The 14,603-nt window shown below is 60.0% G+C and carries 12 protein-coding genes; 8 read left to right on the top strand and 4 right to left on the bottom strand.

Annotated elements, in window-relative coordinates:
- Positions 1–59 precede the first annotated feature (59 nt).
- Positions 60–1,796, bottom strand: coding sequence for an IlvD/Edd family dehydratase (locus ACA043_RS16925; RefSeq protein WP_187678622.1), 1,737 nt, complete (start codon positions 1,794–1,796; stop codon positions 60–62).
- Positions 1,797–1,990: 194 nt separating this feature from the next.
- Between ACA043_RS16925 and ACA043_RS16920 the strand changes: the two genes are divergently transcribed.
- The 8 genes from ACA043_RS16920 (at position 1,991) to ACA043_RS16885 (ending at position 8,625) form a co-directional block, all read left to right on the top strand.
- Positions 1,991–3,313 carry an MFS transporter gene (locus tag ACA043_RS16920; RefSeq protein WP_497614351.1) on the top strand — a complete coding sequence of 441 codons (1,323 nt, stop codon included), beginning with the start codon at positions 1,991–1,993 and terminating at the stop codon, positions 3,311–3,313.
- A gap of 53 nt (positions 3,314–3,366) precedes the next feature.
- The gene (araD1, locus tag ACA043_RS16915; RefSeq protein WP_497657483.1) at positions 3,367–4,359 is read left to right on the top strand and encodes an AraD1 family protein; all 993 of its coding nucleotides are present in this window, start codon (positions 3,367–3,369) and stop codon (positions 4,357–4,359) included.
- 9 nt (positions 4,360–4,368) lie between these two features.
- On the top strand, positions 4,369–5,949 hold the full coding sequence (locus ACA043_RS16910; RefSeq protein WP_497657482.1) for an aldehyde dehydrogenase (NADP(+)): 1,581 nt from the start codon (positions 4,369–4,371) through the stop codon (positions 5,947–5,949).
- Between the two features lie 167 nt (positions 5,950–6,116).
- Positions 6,117–6,407, top strand: coding sequence for a DUF5629 family protein (locus ACA043_RS16905; protein ID WP_401267059.1), 291 nt, complete (start codon positions 6,117–6,119; stop codon positions 6,405–6,407).
- Complete coding sequence (locus ACA043_RS16900) at positions 6,394–7,569, top strand: lactonase family protein (RefSeq protein WP_401267062.1); 1,176 nt, start codon at positions 6,394–6,396, stop codon at positions 7,567–7,569. The genes ACA043_RS16905 and ACA043_RS16900 overlap by 14 nt, the downstream gene beginning before the upstream one ends.
- 156 nt (positions 7,570–7,725) lie before the next feature.
- The gene (locus tag ACA043_RS16895; RefSeq protein ID WP_435036303.1) at positions 7,726–7,905 is read left to right on the top strand and encodes a hypothetical protein; all 180 of its coding nucleotides are present in this window, start codon (positions 7,726–7,728) and stop codon (positions 7,903–7,905) included.
- Positions 7,906–8,158: 253 nt separating this feature from the next.
- Positions 8,159–8,371, top strand: coding sequence for a hypothetical protein (locus ACA043_RS16890; protein ID WP_187678616.1), 213 nt, complete (start codon positions 8,159–8,161; stop codon positions 8,369–8,371).
- Entirely contained in the window at positions 8,368–8,625 is a 258-nt protein-coding gene (locus ACA043_RS16885) for a hypothetical protein (protein WP_497657481.1), read from the top strand. The genes ACA043_RS16890 and ACA043_RS16885 overlap by 4 nt, the downstream gene beginning before the upstream one ends.
- A gap of 176 nt (positions 8,626–8,801) precedes the next feature.
- On the opposite strand, the gene ACA043_RS16880 is transcribed toward ACA043_RS16885, so the two are convergent.
- The 3 genes from ACA043_RS16880 to ACA043_RS16870 are packed head-to-tail and all read right to left on the bottom strand — an operon-like array spanning position 8,802 to position 14,265.
- Positions 8,802–9,386, bottom strand: coding sequence for a glutathione S-transferase (locus ACA043_RS16880; RefSeq protein ID WP_497657480.1), 585 nt, complete (start codon positions 9,384–9,386; stop codon positions 8,802–8,804).
- Entirely contained in the window at positions 9,383–13,024 is a 3,642-nt protein-coding gene (locus tag ACA043_RS16875) for an SbcC/MukB-like Walker B domain-containing protein (RefSeq protein WP_497657479.1), read from the bottom strand. Before ACA043_RS16875 ends, ACA043_RS16880 begins: the two co-directional genes overlap by 4 nt.
- Positions 13,021–14,265: an exonuclease SbcCD subunit D C-terminal domain-containing protein gene (locus ACA043_RS16870; RefSeq protein ID WP_497657478.1), complete on the bottom strand. Its 1,245-nt coding sequence runs from the start codon at positions 14,263–14,265 to the stop codon at positions 13,021–13,023. Before ACA043_RS16870 ends, ACA043_RS16875 begins: the two co-directional genes overlap by 4 nt.
- Positions 14,266–14,603 lie beyond the last annotated feature (338 nt).

Here is a 14,603-nt window from a genome sequence, read left to right as displayed (position 1 = left end):
GGTGTCGACTGACACTCCCTCTTCGCGAGCAGGCTCGCTCCCACAGGGGAATTGTGTTGTCAGTGGGAGTGACGCGGTACTTCAGCCCCACGGCAGCCGACCAGGAAGTCGAAATCACAGCCCTGATCCGCCTGCAACACATGATCGATGTACAACTGACGATAACCACCCACCAACAGTTGCTGCGGCGGTTGCAGGTCAGCCATGCGCGCCGCCAGCTCGGCATCCGGAATATCCAGGTGCAACCGGCCAGTGGCGCAATCGAGTTCGATCCAGTCGCCTTCCTTCACCGTCGCCAAAGGCCCACCCGCAGCGGCTTCCGGCGCGACGTGCAACACCACGGTGCCGTAAGCGGTGCCGCTCATCCGTGCATCGGAAATGCGCACCATATCCGTCACGCCTTGGGCCAACAGCTTGGCCGGCAAACCCATGTTGCCGACTTCGGCCATGCCCGGATAACCCTTCGGCCCACAGTTTTTCATGACCAGAATCGAGTTGGCATCGACATCCAGTTCCGGGTCATTGATCCGCGCCTTGTACATGTCGAAGTTCTCGAACACCACTGCACGCCCGCGATGCTGCATCAGCTCGGGCGTGGCAGCAGACGGTTTGAGCACAGCGCCGAGCGGCGCCAGATTGCCGCGTAACACACAGATGCCGCCGTCGGCGCGAATCGGATTGTCGAGGGTGCGGATCACTTCGTCCTCACCGTAGATCGGCGCGTCTTTGGTGTTCTCGCCGATGGACTTGCCGTTGACCGTCAGTGCATTCGGATTGGGGATCAGATTGGCCTCCCCGAGGCGGCGCAGCACGGCAGGCAACCCACCGGCGTAGTAGAACTCTTCCATCAGGAAACGTCCGGACGGTTGCAGGTCGACGATGGTCGGCATGCCGCGACCGATGCGCGTCCAGTCATCCAGATCCAGCTCGACGCCGATGCGTCCGGCAATGGCCTTCAAGTGAATCACCGCGTTGGTCGAACCGCCGATGGCAGCGTTGACGCGAATGGCGTTTTCGAAGGCTTCCTTGGTCAGGATCTTCGACAGTTTCAAATCCTCACGAACCATCTCCACCGCACGCATGCCGGACATGTGCGCCAGCACGTATCGCCGCGCATCCACCGCCGGAATAGCCGCGTTATGGGGCAGGGAAGTGCCCAGTGCTTCCGCCATGCACGCCATGGTCGACGCGGTGCCCATGGTGTTGCAGGTGCCTGCTGAGCGCGACATGCCGCCCTCGGCCGCGAGGAAATCATCGATGGTGATCGTGCCGGCCTTGACCTGCTCGCTGAGCTGCCAGACCACGGTGCCGGAACCAATGTCCTTGCCCTTGTGCTTGCCATTGAGCATCGGGCCGCCAGTGACGACGATGGCCGGTACGTCGCAGCTGGCTGCGCCCATCAGCAGCGCCGGGGTGGTTTTATCGCAACCGGTCAGCAGCACCACACCGTCAATCGGGTTGCCGCGAATCGCTTCCTCAACGTCCATGCTCGCCAGGTTGCGGGTGAGCATGGCGGTCGGGCGCAGGTTCGATTCGCCGTTGGAGAACACCGGGAATTCCACCGGGAAGCCACCGGCCTCGATCACCCCGCGTTTGACGTGCTCCGCGATCTGGCGGAAATGCGCGTTGCACGGGGTCAGTTCCGACCAGGTATTGCAGATGCCGATGATCGGCTTGCCATGAAACTGGTGGTCGGCGATGCCCTGATTCTTCATCCAGCTGCGGTACATGAAGCCGTTCTTGTCGGCAGTGCCAAACCATTGGGCCGAGCGCAGGGTGGGTTTCTTCTCAGACATGATCGATTCTCTTATTGTATGACTATAGTGTTCGAGCTAAGGCCTAACATAAGCGCAAATTTGCCGCTTTGGAAGTGGTTGTTGGGTAAATAGTATTACTATATAGTCGTTTTCGACGGAGGGATGGCCCTGGCGATTTTCCGCGAGAGGCGTCCCCCGAGGTTCTATAAAAACAACAATCGGAGACCGATCCCATGAGCCAGGAGTTGCGGCTTATTCGTCGCATTACACTGAAACTGATTCCCTTCCTGATCCTGCTGTACCTGATCGCCTATGTGGATCGCTCTGCCGTCGGCTTCGCCAAGCTGCACATGGGCGCTGACATCGGCATTGGTGATGCGGCTTATGGCTTGGGCGCCGGGCTGTTTTTCATCGGCTATTTTCTTCTCGAGATTCCCAGCAACCTGATGCTCGAACGCTTCGGCGCGCGGCGCTGGTTCGCGCGGATCATGATCACCTGGGGCGCCATTACCATCGGCATGGCGTTCGTCCAGGGCCCGCACAGTTTCTACGTGATGCGCTTTCTGCTCGGCGCGGCGGAGGCGGGCTTCTTCCCCGGCGTTCTCTACTACATCACCCAATGGTTCCCGGTGCGCCATCGCGGCAAGATCCTCGGGCTGTTTATCCTCTCCCAACCCATCGCGATGATGATTACTGGCCCGGTGTCCGGCGGTTTGCTGGGCATGGACGGCATCCTCGGTCTGCACGGCTGGCAGTGGCTGTTCATCGTCATCGGCACCCCGGCGATCCTGCTGACCTGGCCGGTGCTGCGTTGGCTGCCGGATGGCCCGCAACAAGTGAAATGGATGGATCAGGCCGAGAAGGACTGGCTGACCGGCGAACTGAAAAAGGATCTGCAGGAATACGGCCAGACCCGCCATGGCAATCCGCTGCATGCGCTCAAAGACAAGCGTGTGTTGCTGCTGGCGCTGTTTTATCTGCCGGTGACCCTGAGCATTTATGGCCTGGGCCTGTGGCTGCCGACCTTGATCAAACAGTTTGGCGGCACTGATCTGGTGACCGGTTTCGTGTCGTCGGTGCCGTACATCTTCGGGATCATCGGTTTGCTGATCGTTCCGCGCAGTTCCGACCGCTTGAACGATCGCTATGGCCATCTGGCGGTGCTGTATGTGCTGGGCGCTATTGGTCTGTTCCTGAGTGCCTGGCTGTCGCTGCCGGTGGCGCAACTGGCAGCGCTGTGTCTGGTGGCGTTCGCGCTGTTTTCCTGCACGGCGGTGTTCTGGACCTTGCCGGGGCGGTTCTTTGCCGGCGCGAGTGCGGCGGCGGGGATCGCGTTGATCAATTCTGTGGGCAATCTCGGTGGCTACATCGGACCGTTCGTGATCGGGGCGTTGAAGGAGTACACCGGGAATCTGGCGTCGGGGTTGTACTTCCTGTCGGGCGTGATGGTGTTCGGCTTGATTCTCACAGGGATCGTCTACCGCGTGCTTGAGCGCAAACACGTGCTGCCGGTCGACCAGTTCGCTGCCAGTGCACGCGGCGCGACCCGAACCTGAATGGCTCACTCCTACAAGGGATCTGCGGTGTTTTTGATGAATAGGAGAAAAATATGCATCTGGTGCAATTCGAATTAAGCAACGGCGAGCGCCGCGTCGGCGTGGTCGAGGACGGTCTGGTGCGCGAAGTACAAGACGCTCGCACCACACGCGATCTGGCGCTGGCCGCCATCGAAGCTGGCGGCACTCTGGAGCAGCAAGTACAAACCCTCGGCCTGGGCAACAGTCATGACTATGCGCAATTGCTCAAAGACCTGCGCATCCTGCCGCCGCTCGATCACCCGGACCCCGCGCACCTGCTGGTCAGCGGCACTGGCCTGACCCATCTGGGCAGCGCCTCGGCGCGGGACAAAATGCACCAGCAGGCCGGCGACGAAGCGGCGATGACCGACACCATGCGCATCTTCAAGTGGGGCGTGGAGGGCGGTAAACCAGCAACAGGGCAGGCCGGTGTTCAGCCCGAATGGTTCTACAAGGGCGACGGCAGCATCGTCGTGCGTCCGGGCCAATCGTTCCCGCTGCCGCCATTTGCCGAAGACGCTGGCGAAGAGCCGGAGATGGCCGGCCTGTACATCATCGGTCACGACGGCAAGCCTTACCGCCTGGGTTTCGCGGTCGGCAACGAGTTCTCCGACCACGTCATGGAACGCAAGAATTACCTGTACCTGGCCCACTCGAAATTGCGCAGTTGCAGTTATGGCCCGGAACTTCGCGTCGGTGAGCTACCCCAACACCTTGCAGGCACCAGTCGCATCCTGCGTAACGGTGAAGTGTTGTGGCAGAACGAGTTCCTCAGCGGCGAGGCCAACATGTGCCACAGCCTGGCGAACCTCGAATACCACCACTTCAAGTACAGCCAGTTTTTGCGTCCCGGCGACGTGCACATTCATTTCTTCGGCACCGCGACGCTGTCGTTCGCCGATGGCATCCGCACTCAGCCGGGTGATGTGTTTGAAATCAGTCAGGCCGAATTCGGCGCGCCACTGGTCAACGGCATTGCTCCGGTCGAAGCGGCTTTCGAACCGGGCAGCATCGGCACCCTTTAAGGAGATCCCATGACTCAGATTCTCGGTCACAACTACATCGGCGGTCAGCGCAGCGCTGCCGGCAACGTCAAACTGCACAGCGTTGACGCCTCGACGGGGGAGCAACTGCCCCACGATTTCATTCAGGCCACCGAGCAGGAAGTCGACGCCGCCGCCAAGGCCGCCGCTGCCGCGTACCCGGCTTATCGCAGCCTCAGCGCTGAGCGTCGCGCGCAGTTCCTTGATGCGATTGCCGATGAGCTGGACGCGCTTGGTGATGATTTCGTTGCTGTAGTCTGCCGCGAAACCGCGCTGCCGGCCGGGCGTATCCAGGGCGAGCGCGGTCGCACCAGCGGCCAGATGCGCCTGTTTGCCAAAGTGCTGCGCCGTGGCGATTTCTATGGCGCGCGCATCGACCTGCCGCTGCCGGATCGTCAGCCATTGCCGCGTCCGGATCTGCGTCAGTACCGCATCGGCCTCGGCCCGGTTGCCGTGTTTGGTGCGAGCAACTTTCCGTTGGCGTTCTCCACCGCAGGCGGCGACACCGCTTCGGCACTGGCGGCCGGTTGCCCGGTGGTGTTCAAGGCCCACAGTGGCCACATGGCCACGGCTGAACTGGTCGCCGATGCGCTGATTCGCGCGGCGGAAAAAACCGAGATGCCGGCTGGCGTGTTCAACATGGTCTACGGCGGTGGCGTCGGCGAGTGGCTGGTCAAGCATCCGGCGATTCAGGCGGTGGGCTTCACCGGCTCGCTCAAGGGCGGTCGGGCGTTGTGCGACATGGCCGCTGCTCGCCCGCAACCGATTCCGGTGTTTGCCGAGATGTCGAGCATCAACCCGGTGATCGTCCTGCCCCAGGCGTTGGCTGCGCGTTCGGAAACCGTGGCTCGTGACCTCACCGCATCGGTGGTGCAGGGCTGCGGTCAGTTCTGTACCAATCCGGGCCTGGTCATAGGTATCCGCTCGCCGCAATTCACTGCGTTCGTGCAACAGGTCGCCGGGCTGATCGGCGATCAGCCGGCGCAAACCATGCTCAACGCCGGCACCCTCGGCAGTTACGGCAAAGGCTTGCAGAAACTCCTGGCGCATTCCGGCATCGAGCATCTGGCCGGTCATCCACAGCAGGGCAATCAGGCCCAGCCGCAGTTGTTCAAGGCTGATGTCAGCCTGTTGATCGATGGCGATGAAGTGCTGCAGGAAGAAGTGTTTGGCCCGACCACGGTGATTATCGAGGTCGCTGATCAGGCGCAGCTCAGCACTGCGCTCAATGGGCTGCATGGCCAGCTCACTGCGACCATCATCGGCGAGCCGGCGGACTTTGAGCAGTTCGCGGAGCTGACGCCGTTGCTGGAACAAAAGGTCGGACGAATTCTGCTCAACGGTTATCCGACTGGTGTAGAAGTGTGTGATTCGATGGTGCATGGCGGGCCATATCCAGCGACGTCCGATGCGCGCGGCACTTCCGTCGGCACACTCGCCATCGACCGCTTCCTGCGCCCGGTGTGCTTCCAGAATTACCCCGACAGCTTGCTGCCCGAGCCGCTGAAAAACGCCAATCCGCTGCGTATCCAGCGACTGGTCGACGGCAAACCGTCGCGCGATGCTCTGTAACTCACGCCGTCATTACCTGTAGGAGTGAGCCTGCTCGCGATCGCGGTCATTCAGTCGACCTCTCTGTTAACTGACACACCGCCATCGCGAGCAGGCTCACTCCTACAGGGGCCGGGTACGACAATGAGCTATCATTGGCGCTTTCCCCCCTAGAAAGACTGTTTGCCATGACTGCCCAAACCCTTCTCGACGTCCTCGAAAACAGCGATATGGTCGAAATCGATGGCCTGCACGCCTTCGAATTCTCCCTCGACGAAGACGACAATCTGCACATCGAATGCATTGATGGCCGAGCGGCCAAGCATTGGGTATTCACGCCTGCTCAGGTTGACGCAGCGATGTTTGATGTGACGCTGCAGAGCTGGTTGATCGTTGGCGATTCCGGCGAACACCGCCTGGTCTGCAGCGAAGCCTTTGGCGGCAGCAACGACGAGGAAGAAACTGATGACAATGCGTAAATTCTGGCCACTGTTGATGGCCGGCAGTGTCGGCGCGATGGGCCTTTCCACGGCATCTGCCGAAAGCTATCAATTGCTGGTCGGCTCCTACACCGCCGACACCAGCCAAGGCATCTATCGAATGAACTTCGACAGTGCCACCGGCCAGATTGCCGCCAAGCCGCTGCAAGTGGTCAAAAGCGAAAACCCGTCGTGGCTGACCCTGTCCAAAGACCAGAAACGTCTGTTCGTGGTCAACGAAAACGGCCCGGGCCAGACCGACCCGGTCGGTCGCGTCAGCAGTTACGCGATCGATCCGAAAACCCATGCCCTGAGCCTGATCAATCAGGTGCAAAGCCTGGGCAACGAGCCGACTCATTCGAGCCTGAGCGGTGACGCCAGCCATCTGTTCGTCAGCAACTATTCGGTGATGGAAGATCCGGGCGGCACCCTCGCAGTGTTGCCGGTCGGCGCCGACGGCAAACTCAAACCGGTGGTGCAGATGAGCGCCCACCCGGCGAGCCGGATCAATCCCGAGCGTCAGGCGTCGAACCATGTGCACTCGACGGTTTCTTCGCCGGACGGCCGTTACGTGTTCTCCAATGATTTGGGCGCGGACAAAGTCTTCGTCTATCTGTTCGATCCGAAGGCCAACCCGGACCTGCCACTGACCCCGGCGATGACGGCCGCAGTGGCCTTGCCGGCAGGCAGCGGCCCGCGTCACCTGCTGTTCAGCGCTGACGGTAAACACGCCTGGCTGACCATGGAAATGAGCGCCCAGGTTGCGGTGTTCGATTACAACGACGGCGTGCTGACCCAGACGCAAATGATCGATCTGGCGGCCGGCCAGCCGACTTCAGACAAGGCTGCGGCTGCGCTGCACGCGTCCGCCGACGGCAAATTCCTCTACGTCAGCAACCGTGGCACTGCCAATCAGGTGCTGGTGTTCGCTATCGATCCGGCGACCGGCCAGCTCAAAGAGCTGCAGCGACGTTCAGTGGAAGGTGATCACCCACGGGAATTCAGCCTCGATCCAAGCGGTAAATTCCTGCTGATCGCCAACCAGAAGAGCAACGAGATTGTCGTCGTCGAACGCGATGGCAAGACTGGTCTGCTCGGCAAAACGGTGCAGAAACTGCCGATGGACGCCCCGAGCGACCTCAAGTTTCTAGTGCGACAATAAGCCACAGGCCCCGGTTCACGGGGCCTGCCTCTTTGTATTAATCGCGCTGATAACTGCTAGTGCTACAAAGTATTTCAAGCGATCAACCCTCGAGCGTTAAGTTTGCTCCACAGCCCAACCGGGCAAGCAAGCCAACCGAACACGAGGGTTACCGCCATGAACTTCAATCTCTTCTCCGTGATTGCCGCTTCCGCCATCTCCGCTACCGTGGTTCTGCCAGCCAGCGCCAACGTTGAAATCAACAGCAAAAAATCCCACACCCAGAGCTACACCCAGAAATACCTGCAACAGAGCGCCAACTTCTACGCCGCGCTGGATCACAAAGTTCAACACTGAAATGCCCGACTCGCGCGACTCCCCGTAGGAGCTGCCGAAGGCTGCGATTTTTTGACTTTCAAGATCAAAAGATCGCAGCCTTCGGCAGCTCCTACACGTGTGCATAAAGCACCACGATAGGTTTCTTCAAGCACCCGGATAGACTGGCTAAATAATCAACGAAGCTGATGGTTACTATGGGAAACCCTGAGTGGTTACCGTGGCTTTTTTGATCGATTCTGTGGGCTCTGAAACATGCCCACGGGAGAACACCATGGCCAGCGCAATCATCTCTTCTGCCAAACGCGGCGCCTACCTGGCCATCGGTCTTTACCTGGCTCTGGTGCTGATCGTCAGCGTCTCATCGCAGATGGAACACAACTTCGACGCACCGATTCAAGTCGCCAACCCCGGCATCCAGTTTGAACACCGTTCGCAAAGCGTGATGGTCGATCGGGCTGAACTCGCAGGAGTCGGCGGAGCATGAAAGGTTACAGACTTTGGGTAATTGCTGGTTTAGCGCTGATGACCAACGGCGCTTCATTGCTGGGGATAGGGCAGGGCTCGGTCGGCGGCCTGGCCCGAGCCATAGAGGCCAACCACAACATCGCGCACAACATTGAGCGGGCCAATACCCTGGGGCTGATGGCCGGTAATCCACCGGTGAAAGTTGCCGGTGATTTTCTCGGGCCGTTTGAAGTGGATTGCATGGCACTTGGCATGTGCGGCGCGCTGGCGTAGACAACGCGATTTATTGTGGTGAGGGGATTTATCCCCGATGGGCTGCGAAGCAGCCCCAAACCCGAGACACCGGATTGTTCTGATACACCGAGGTGAATGATTTCAGGGCCGCTTCGCAGCCCATCGGGGATAAATCCCCTCGCCACAGGGTTACCCCTCTTGCAGGAGAACTGGCCTTACTTCTTCATGACTGCGGTGAAGAGCTCGGATTGCAGAAAGTGTTGTAACCACGCTTGCAAGCGTACGTAAGGCGTCTGCGCAAACCAATCGCGATCAACGTGGGCGAACTGGCGAACGAACGGCAGCAGTGCGATATCCGCCAGACATGGGCGATCAGCCAGCAAGTAATCGCGGTCCGTTAGCAACTCATCCAGCTTCTGCAGAAACAACGAACCCTGCGTGCGATAAACCTCCATCGGCTGCTCGGGATAACGCTCAGCGTACTTGTAGCGATTGAGATGAACCTTGAACACTTGATCATTGGCTTCGATCAAGTCGGTAATCCTAGCATCTCCCTCCAGCAGCCAATCCTGCGGATCATTCTGTGCCAACGCCCAGCGCATGATCTCCAGACTCTCATCGATCACCCGTCCGTCCGCATCCAGCACCGGTACCGTACCCTTGGGCGAGATCGCCAGCATCTCGGCCGGTTTGGCCTTGAGGCTGACCTCGACGATGTTCACCGGCACGCCCGAATAACGCAGCGCCATCCGTGCCCGCATCGCGTAAGGGCAGCGGCGGAAAGAATACAGCGTATTCATTTCACCTCCAGGGTGCTCAAACCGTTGCCCTGACGCTGCACCTGAATCTGCACCGGAATCCGCTCGTGCATTTCCTGCACGTGGGAAATCACCGCGACTTTGCGGCCCTGGGCCTGCAAGCCGTCGAGGGCGTCCATCGCCAGTTGCAGAGATTCCGGATCGAGGCTGCCAAAGCCTTCGTCGATAAACAGCGATTCGATTTTCAGCGTACTCGACGCCATCGACGCCAGGCCCAACGCGAGCGCCAGCGATACGAGGAACGTCTCGCCGCCGGACAACGAATGCACCGAGCGCAGCTCATCGCCCATTTCCGTGTCCATCACCAACAGGCCGAGCATGCTGCCGCCGCGCTTCAAACGATAGCGTTTGACCAGTTGGCGCAGTTGCACGTTGGCGTGATGTACCAGCAAGTCGAGGTTGTAGGCCTGGGCGATCTTGCGGAAGGTGTCGCCAGTGGCCGAACCGATCAACGCACTCAGGCGTGCCCAGCGCTGGTACTCGGCATAGGCGTCGGCGATCTGCTGCGCCAGTGCCTGATTGGCGTTCTGTCGGCGCTGGTCTTCGGCCTGTTCGGCACGCAGTTCAGCGCATTGCTGCTCGCTGACGTTGAATTGGTTTTGCACATCGGCGAGGGCGCCGGCCAGTTGCTCGGCATCGAGATTGCCGTTGTGCTGGGCCTGATGATCGAACAAGCGCTGGTCGCGCTCCTGCACCAGCACCATGGCCTGTTCGATGGCTTTTTCATTGAGCTGCAAGCGTTGGCGCAGCTCAGCGACTTGCCCATCGTCGACGCGCAGCAGATCTTCGAGGCCGCCGTCATCCAGCTCCGGATGACGGGCGCGCCAGTCGGCAATCTTGCTGGCCAGCTCCTTATCTTCAATTTCCAGCGCCTGCAAACGCTCCTGCTGCGCCTTGAGTTCGGCGGCGGTTTGCACGCGTTGCGTGCGCACGTTTTGCAGTTCCTGAGCGGTTGTGGTTTCAGCGTTGCGCGCCTGCTCCACGGCCTGTTCCAGTTGCTGCTGCCAGTGTTCGGCGCTGCTGTGCTCGCCAAGCAACTGCATGAGTTGTTGCTGGCAGGTTTGCTGCTGTTCGGCCAGGGCATTGAACTGCTGTTCGGCGTTTTGCAATTGCTGGACGCGGGTCTGCTGGCGATCCTGTTCTTTCTCCAGCGTCTGCTGGCGTTGCAGCTGTTCGGCCAGTTCTTCTTTCTGCTGATCGACTTGCGTCAGACGCTCGGCGATCTGCCGGTCGAGCTGCATGAACGTCGCCGCCGGCTCATGGCGTAGAGCCTCAACTGTGTCGGCCGGCAGCAGGTTACCGAACGCGCTGAGTTCTTCATCGAGGCGCTGGCGGTCGCTGCTCAACTCGCGCTGCTGATTGCTCAGATGCTGCGCCGCTTGCTGATGAGCTGTTTCGGCCTGACGCAACTGCTGGGTCAGACGCGCGGCGTCCTGTTGCAGGGTGAGCAGGGCGTTTTGCCGTTGTTCATCCTGCGTGATGCTCTGGTTCAACTGCTCGTTTTGCCGGGTCAGCCAGGCGTCGCGTTTGTCGGCGTCCTGGTTCATCAACTGCGCCGCTTGCGGGTGAGCATCGAGACTCGGCGCCAACGCTTGTTGCTGGGCGGCCAGTTGCTCCTGTTGTTGCAGCAGTTCTTTTTGCTGTGCGATGACGCCACCGACTTCGGCGCGCAGTTCGATGAGCTTTTCCTTGAGCTGATCGACCACTTGCTGGGCGTTGGCCTGTTCGCTTTCATCGTGTTTGCCGAGGCTTTCCAGCAGCGCTTCGGGTTGGTGATACGGATGTTCGTTGCTGCCGCACACCGGGCACGGCTGATCGTCCTGCAACTGCGCGCGCAGCTCTTCGACACTGGCACTGCGCGCCAGACGCTGACGCTCAAGCAGCTCGCGGGTGACGTTGAGGGTTTGCTCGGCGACGGTCAGTTCGGCCTTGGTTTTCACCCCGTCCTGAGTCAGGCGCTCGCGTTCTTGCTGAGCGCTGAGCTGGCGTTGTTGCAGGTCGGTGCTGCGTTTATCCAGATCCTGTCGGGTGGCCCACAGGCGTGACAGGTCTTCGATGGCTCGCAGCTGTTTGCGGTTGTCCTGTAACAAATTGCCGAGGATGCCGATCTGCTCGGCGACGGCATCCGGCTCGGCGCCAGCCTCTTTGAACAGCACTTCCAGTTGCTGTTTCTGCGTGGCGAAGGCTTCGGCGCTGCGAGTGGCGTTCTCTTCCAGCGAGGCCAGTTCGGTCTGGCCCTTGTTCAAGCGATTGCCGATCAACATCAGCTGTTGCAGACGATCGCGGTAGGCATTCCACGCATCGCTCAACGGCGCGAGATGTGCGCTCAGTTCCAGTTCGGCGGCAATCTTTTGCAGGCGTTCAGCGACTTGAGTCTGCTTTTCCAGCAGCGCCGCAATGGCGCTCTGGCCTTGAGTACAAGCCTGCTCTGCGTTCTGTTTCGCTTCGGCACTGAGGGCAACGTCCTTGACCAGACGGGCGAGGGTGCTTTGCTCTTCAAAGGCCTGACGCAGCAGCGGGGCACCTTCAGTTTGCCGTTGCTGTGCTTCGCTCAAAGCGAGTTTCGCGGCCTCGAGGTTTTGCTCCAGTTGCGTCTGGCGCTCAGTCAGTTCAGCGTGTTGCCGGGTGTGCGCGGCAATCTGCGCACCCAGCGGGGACAAGAGCGCGTCGAGTTCAGTCTTGCGGGCGAACTGGTGCCGCTGTGGGCCGAGCTGTTCCAGTCGCGTCAGTTTTACCCGTTCACCGGCCAGACCTTCCCTTTGCTGTTGCGCGCCGTGCAGTTGCTCGGCAGCGGCTTGCTGCGCGTCCTGCAACTGACGTAAATCCTTGAGCCAGCTGTGCTGCTGCTCAAGCTGCTTGAGTTGCGCCTGCTGCAACTTCATCTGTTGCTGCGCGGCGTTGTAGCGCTCATCCAGCTCGGCGCGTGCTTCGGGAGCCAGCGGCGTGACGCCGGTGGCCTGATCCTGCAACAGCTTGTGCGCTTCGCGGGCTTCTTTGGTCTTGTCGAAGGCGCGACGGCCGAGGCGGGTGTACAGCGCGGTGTCGGTGAGTTTTTCCAGCAGTTCGCTGCGGTCGTTGTCATTCGCTTTTAGGAAGGCACTAAATTCACTTTGGGCCAACATCACCGCACGAGTGAATTGGGCGAAGTTCAAGCCAAGTACAGTTTCAATCAGAGCCTTAAACTCTGTCTTTTGGCTAGCAAGCAGCTGATCCTGATCGATGTCGCGCAAGCTCTGACGGCTTACTTGCAGTTTACCGTTAGCCTTCTCACGCGCGCGGTTAGTCTCCCAGCGAGCACGGTACCGCCGTCCGTCGACGCCAACAAAATCGACTTCGGCAAAACCGTCACCTGTACCTCTACGTAGTAAGTTACGCGGATCCCCAGTGTTGATATCACCGTCAATCTCTGGTGTTTTGACGGTCAGAGGAATCTCAACCAGTCGTGGCACCGTTCCGAACAGCGCCAGGCACAAGGCGTCGAGCAGGGTACTTTTGCCGGCGCCGGTGGGGCCGGTGATTGCGAACAGACCGGCGCTGGCCAGTGGTTCAGCGGTGAAGTCGATCTCGAACGGGCCAGCCAGCGAGGCCAGGTTTTTCAAACGAATGGCGAGAATCTTCATGGCTGCTCGCCCTCCATTTGCACGTCTTGCAGCAGTTCGGCGAAGTCCTTGAGCGTCTGTTCATCGACTTCGTTGCCATAGTTGTCGAGCCACGCGCGGCTGAACAGTTCCTGCGGTGTGAGTTGATCCAGCTCGATCAACGCCGTGCCGTCCTCCACGCCATCAGCGCCACGGTTGCCGGCGTATTCAGCGGCGATACGCACCAGCCGCACGGCTTTGCCTTGCAGGGCAGTTTCCACTTGATGACGCAGATCCGGTTGCGGCTCATCGAGACGCACACGCACCTCCAGCCACGGCTGGCGTTGGGTTTCAGCCAGTAGATCGATGTTCGGCAAGTCCGCCAGTTGCAGCAGAATCTCCGCCAGCGGCGCCGGGCCGATGCGTTGCAGGTTGACCGAGCGCGGGATCAGTTTCGGCTCGACGCTGACCAAGGTTTCGCCATCAAGGGTGACGTCGAGAATCTGGTGCTGATAGCCGATCTCCGAAAACGACAGCGGAATCGGCGAGCCGCTGTAGCGGATACGTTCCTCACCGTTGACCTTCTGCGGCTTGTGCAAATGACCGAGGGCAACATAGCTGATGCTCGGCCCGAACAGGCTGGCGGGCAGCGCTTCGGCATTGCCGATGATCAGACTGCGCTCGGAATCCTCCGACACCGAACCGCCGGCCATGTGCGCGTGACTGATGGCGATCAGCGCCTGACCCGGCTGGCGCTTGGCATTCGCCGCCTCGATCAGCCATTCATGAACCTGACCGATACCGCGCAAATAGTTATCGCCCAAATGCACGCCAGTCACCTCCGCCGGGCGCAGGAATGGCAGCGCCAAGCACCACGCGGCGATTTCGCCCGATGCGTCCGGCAAAGGCAGTAAAAGACGTTCGGAGTCGAGTTGGCCGTCATCCAGCCACAACACCCGACCCAGCGCATGGGTGCGCAAACGCCGCATCAGCGGCGCGGGCAGTTCGATCCGCGAGCCGGAGTCGTGGTTGCCGGCGATCATCACGATGGTCAGCAACGGCTGCTGCTCGTGGGCGCTGACGATGAAATCGTAGAGGCGTTCCTGGGCTTTGACCGGCGGGTTGACCGTGTCGAAGATGTCCCCGGCAATCAGCAGCACATCCGGCTGCGCCAGTTTCAGTTGGCGCAGCAGCCATTCGAGAAAGCACGCATGCTCGAAATCGCGCTCCTGGCCGTGCAGGTTTTGCCCAAGGTGCCAGTCGGAGGTGTGAAACAGACGCAAGGCGGACTCCGCTACAGATAAAGAGGTGATGGCCGCCTGGGAAATGATGGGGCGGCGAAAGAGGGGAGAGTTTACAGATTATTGCGGCGGGAGGGCTTGTCGGTGGAGGGAGGGGCTGGCTATTTCGGTGAATCCATTAATTGACGCCCAAATAGCCGCTATCTAGTATTGAGCCATTATATTGATATCGATTCGGTTTGAACTGGCTTCTCACGACATCTCAGGAACTGAGCGGCTTTTAAATTATGTGAAGGTATATGACGTTTTTGGTCAATACGGAAATGGTGTGTCGCCAAGCGTATTTCTTCAACTGCGCGCCGTCATCGGATTTTCGTGGC

The organism is Pseudomonas sp. LBUM1648, from assembly GCF_059716145.1.
The sequence above is the reverse complement of the archived record's forward strand: the minus strand, read 5'-3'. Positions and strand labels throughout refer to the sequence as shown.

What these genes read in the sequence shown, in the direction of transcription:
- ACA043_RS16900 (WP_401267062.1), top strand. Translation starts at nt 6,394, where the DNA reads ATGACAATGCGTAAATTCTGGCCACTGTTGATGGCCGGCAGTGTCGGC.
- ACA043_RS16905 (WP_401267059.1), top strand. Translation starts at nt 6,117, where the DNA reads ATGACTGCCCAAACCCTTCTCGACGTCCTCGAAAACAGCGATATGGTC.
- ACA043_RS16925 (WP_187678622.1), bottom strand. Translation starts at nt 1,796, where the DNA reads ATGTCTGAGAAGAAACCCACCCTGCGCTCGGCCCAATGGTTTGGCACT.
- ACA043_RS16920 (WP_497614351.1), top strand. Translation starts at nt 1,991, where the DNA reads ATGAGCCAGGAGTTGCGGCTTATTCGTCGCATTACACTGAAACTGATT.
- ACA043_RS16890 (WP_187678616.1), top strand. Translation starts at nt 8,159, where the DNA reads ATGGCCAGCGCAATCATCTCTTCTGCCAAACGCGGCGCCTACCTGGCC.
- ACA043_RS16880 (WP_497657480.1), bottom strand. Translation starts at nt 9,386, where the DNA reads ATGAATACGCTGTATTCTTTCCGCCGCTGCCCTTACGCGATGCGGGCA.
- ACA043_RS16875 (WP_497657479.1), bottom strand. Translation starts at nt 13,024, where the DNA reads ATGAAGATTCTCGCCATTCGTTTGAAAAACCTGGCCTCGCTGGCTGGC.
- ACA043_RS16895 (WP_435036303.1), top strand. Translation starts at nt 7,726, where the DNA reads ATGAACTTCAATCTCTTCTCCGTGATTGCCGCTTCCGCCATCTCCGCT.
- ACA043_RS16885 (WP_497657481.1), top strand. Translation starts at nt 8,368, where the DNA reads ATGAAAGGTTACAGACTTTGGGTAATTGCTGGTTTAGCGCTGATGACC.
- ACA043_RS16910 (WP_497657482.1), top strand. Translation starts at nt 4,369, where the DNA reads ATGACTCAGATTCTCGGTCACAACTACATCGGCGGTCAGCGCAGCGCT.
- araD1 (WP_497657483.1), top strand. Translation starts at nt 3,367, where the DNA reads ATGCATCTGGTGCAATTCGAATTAAGCAACGGCGAGCGCCGCGTCGGC.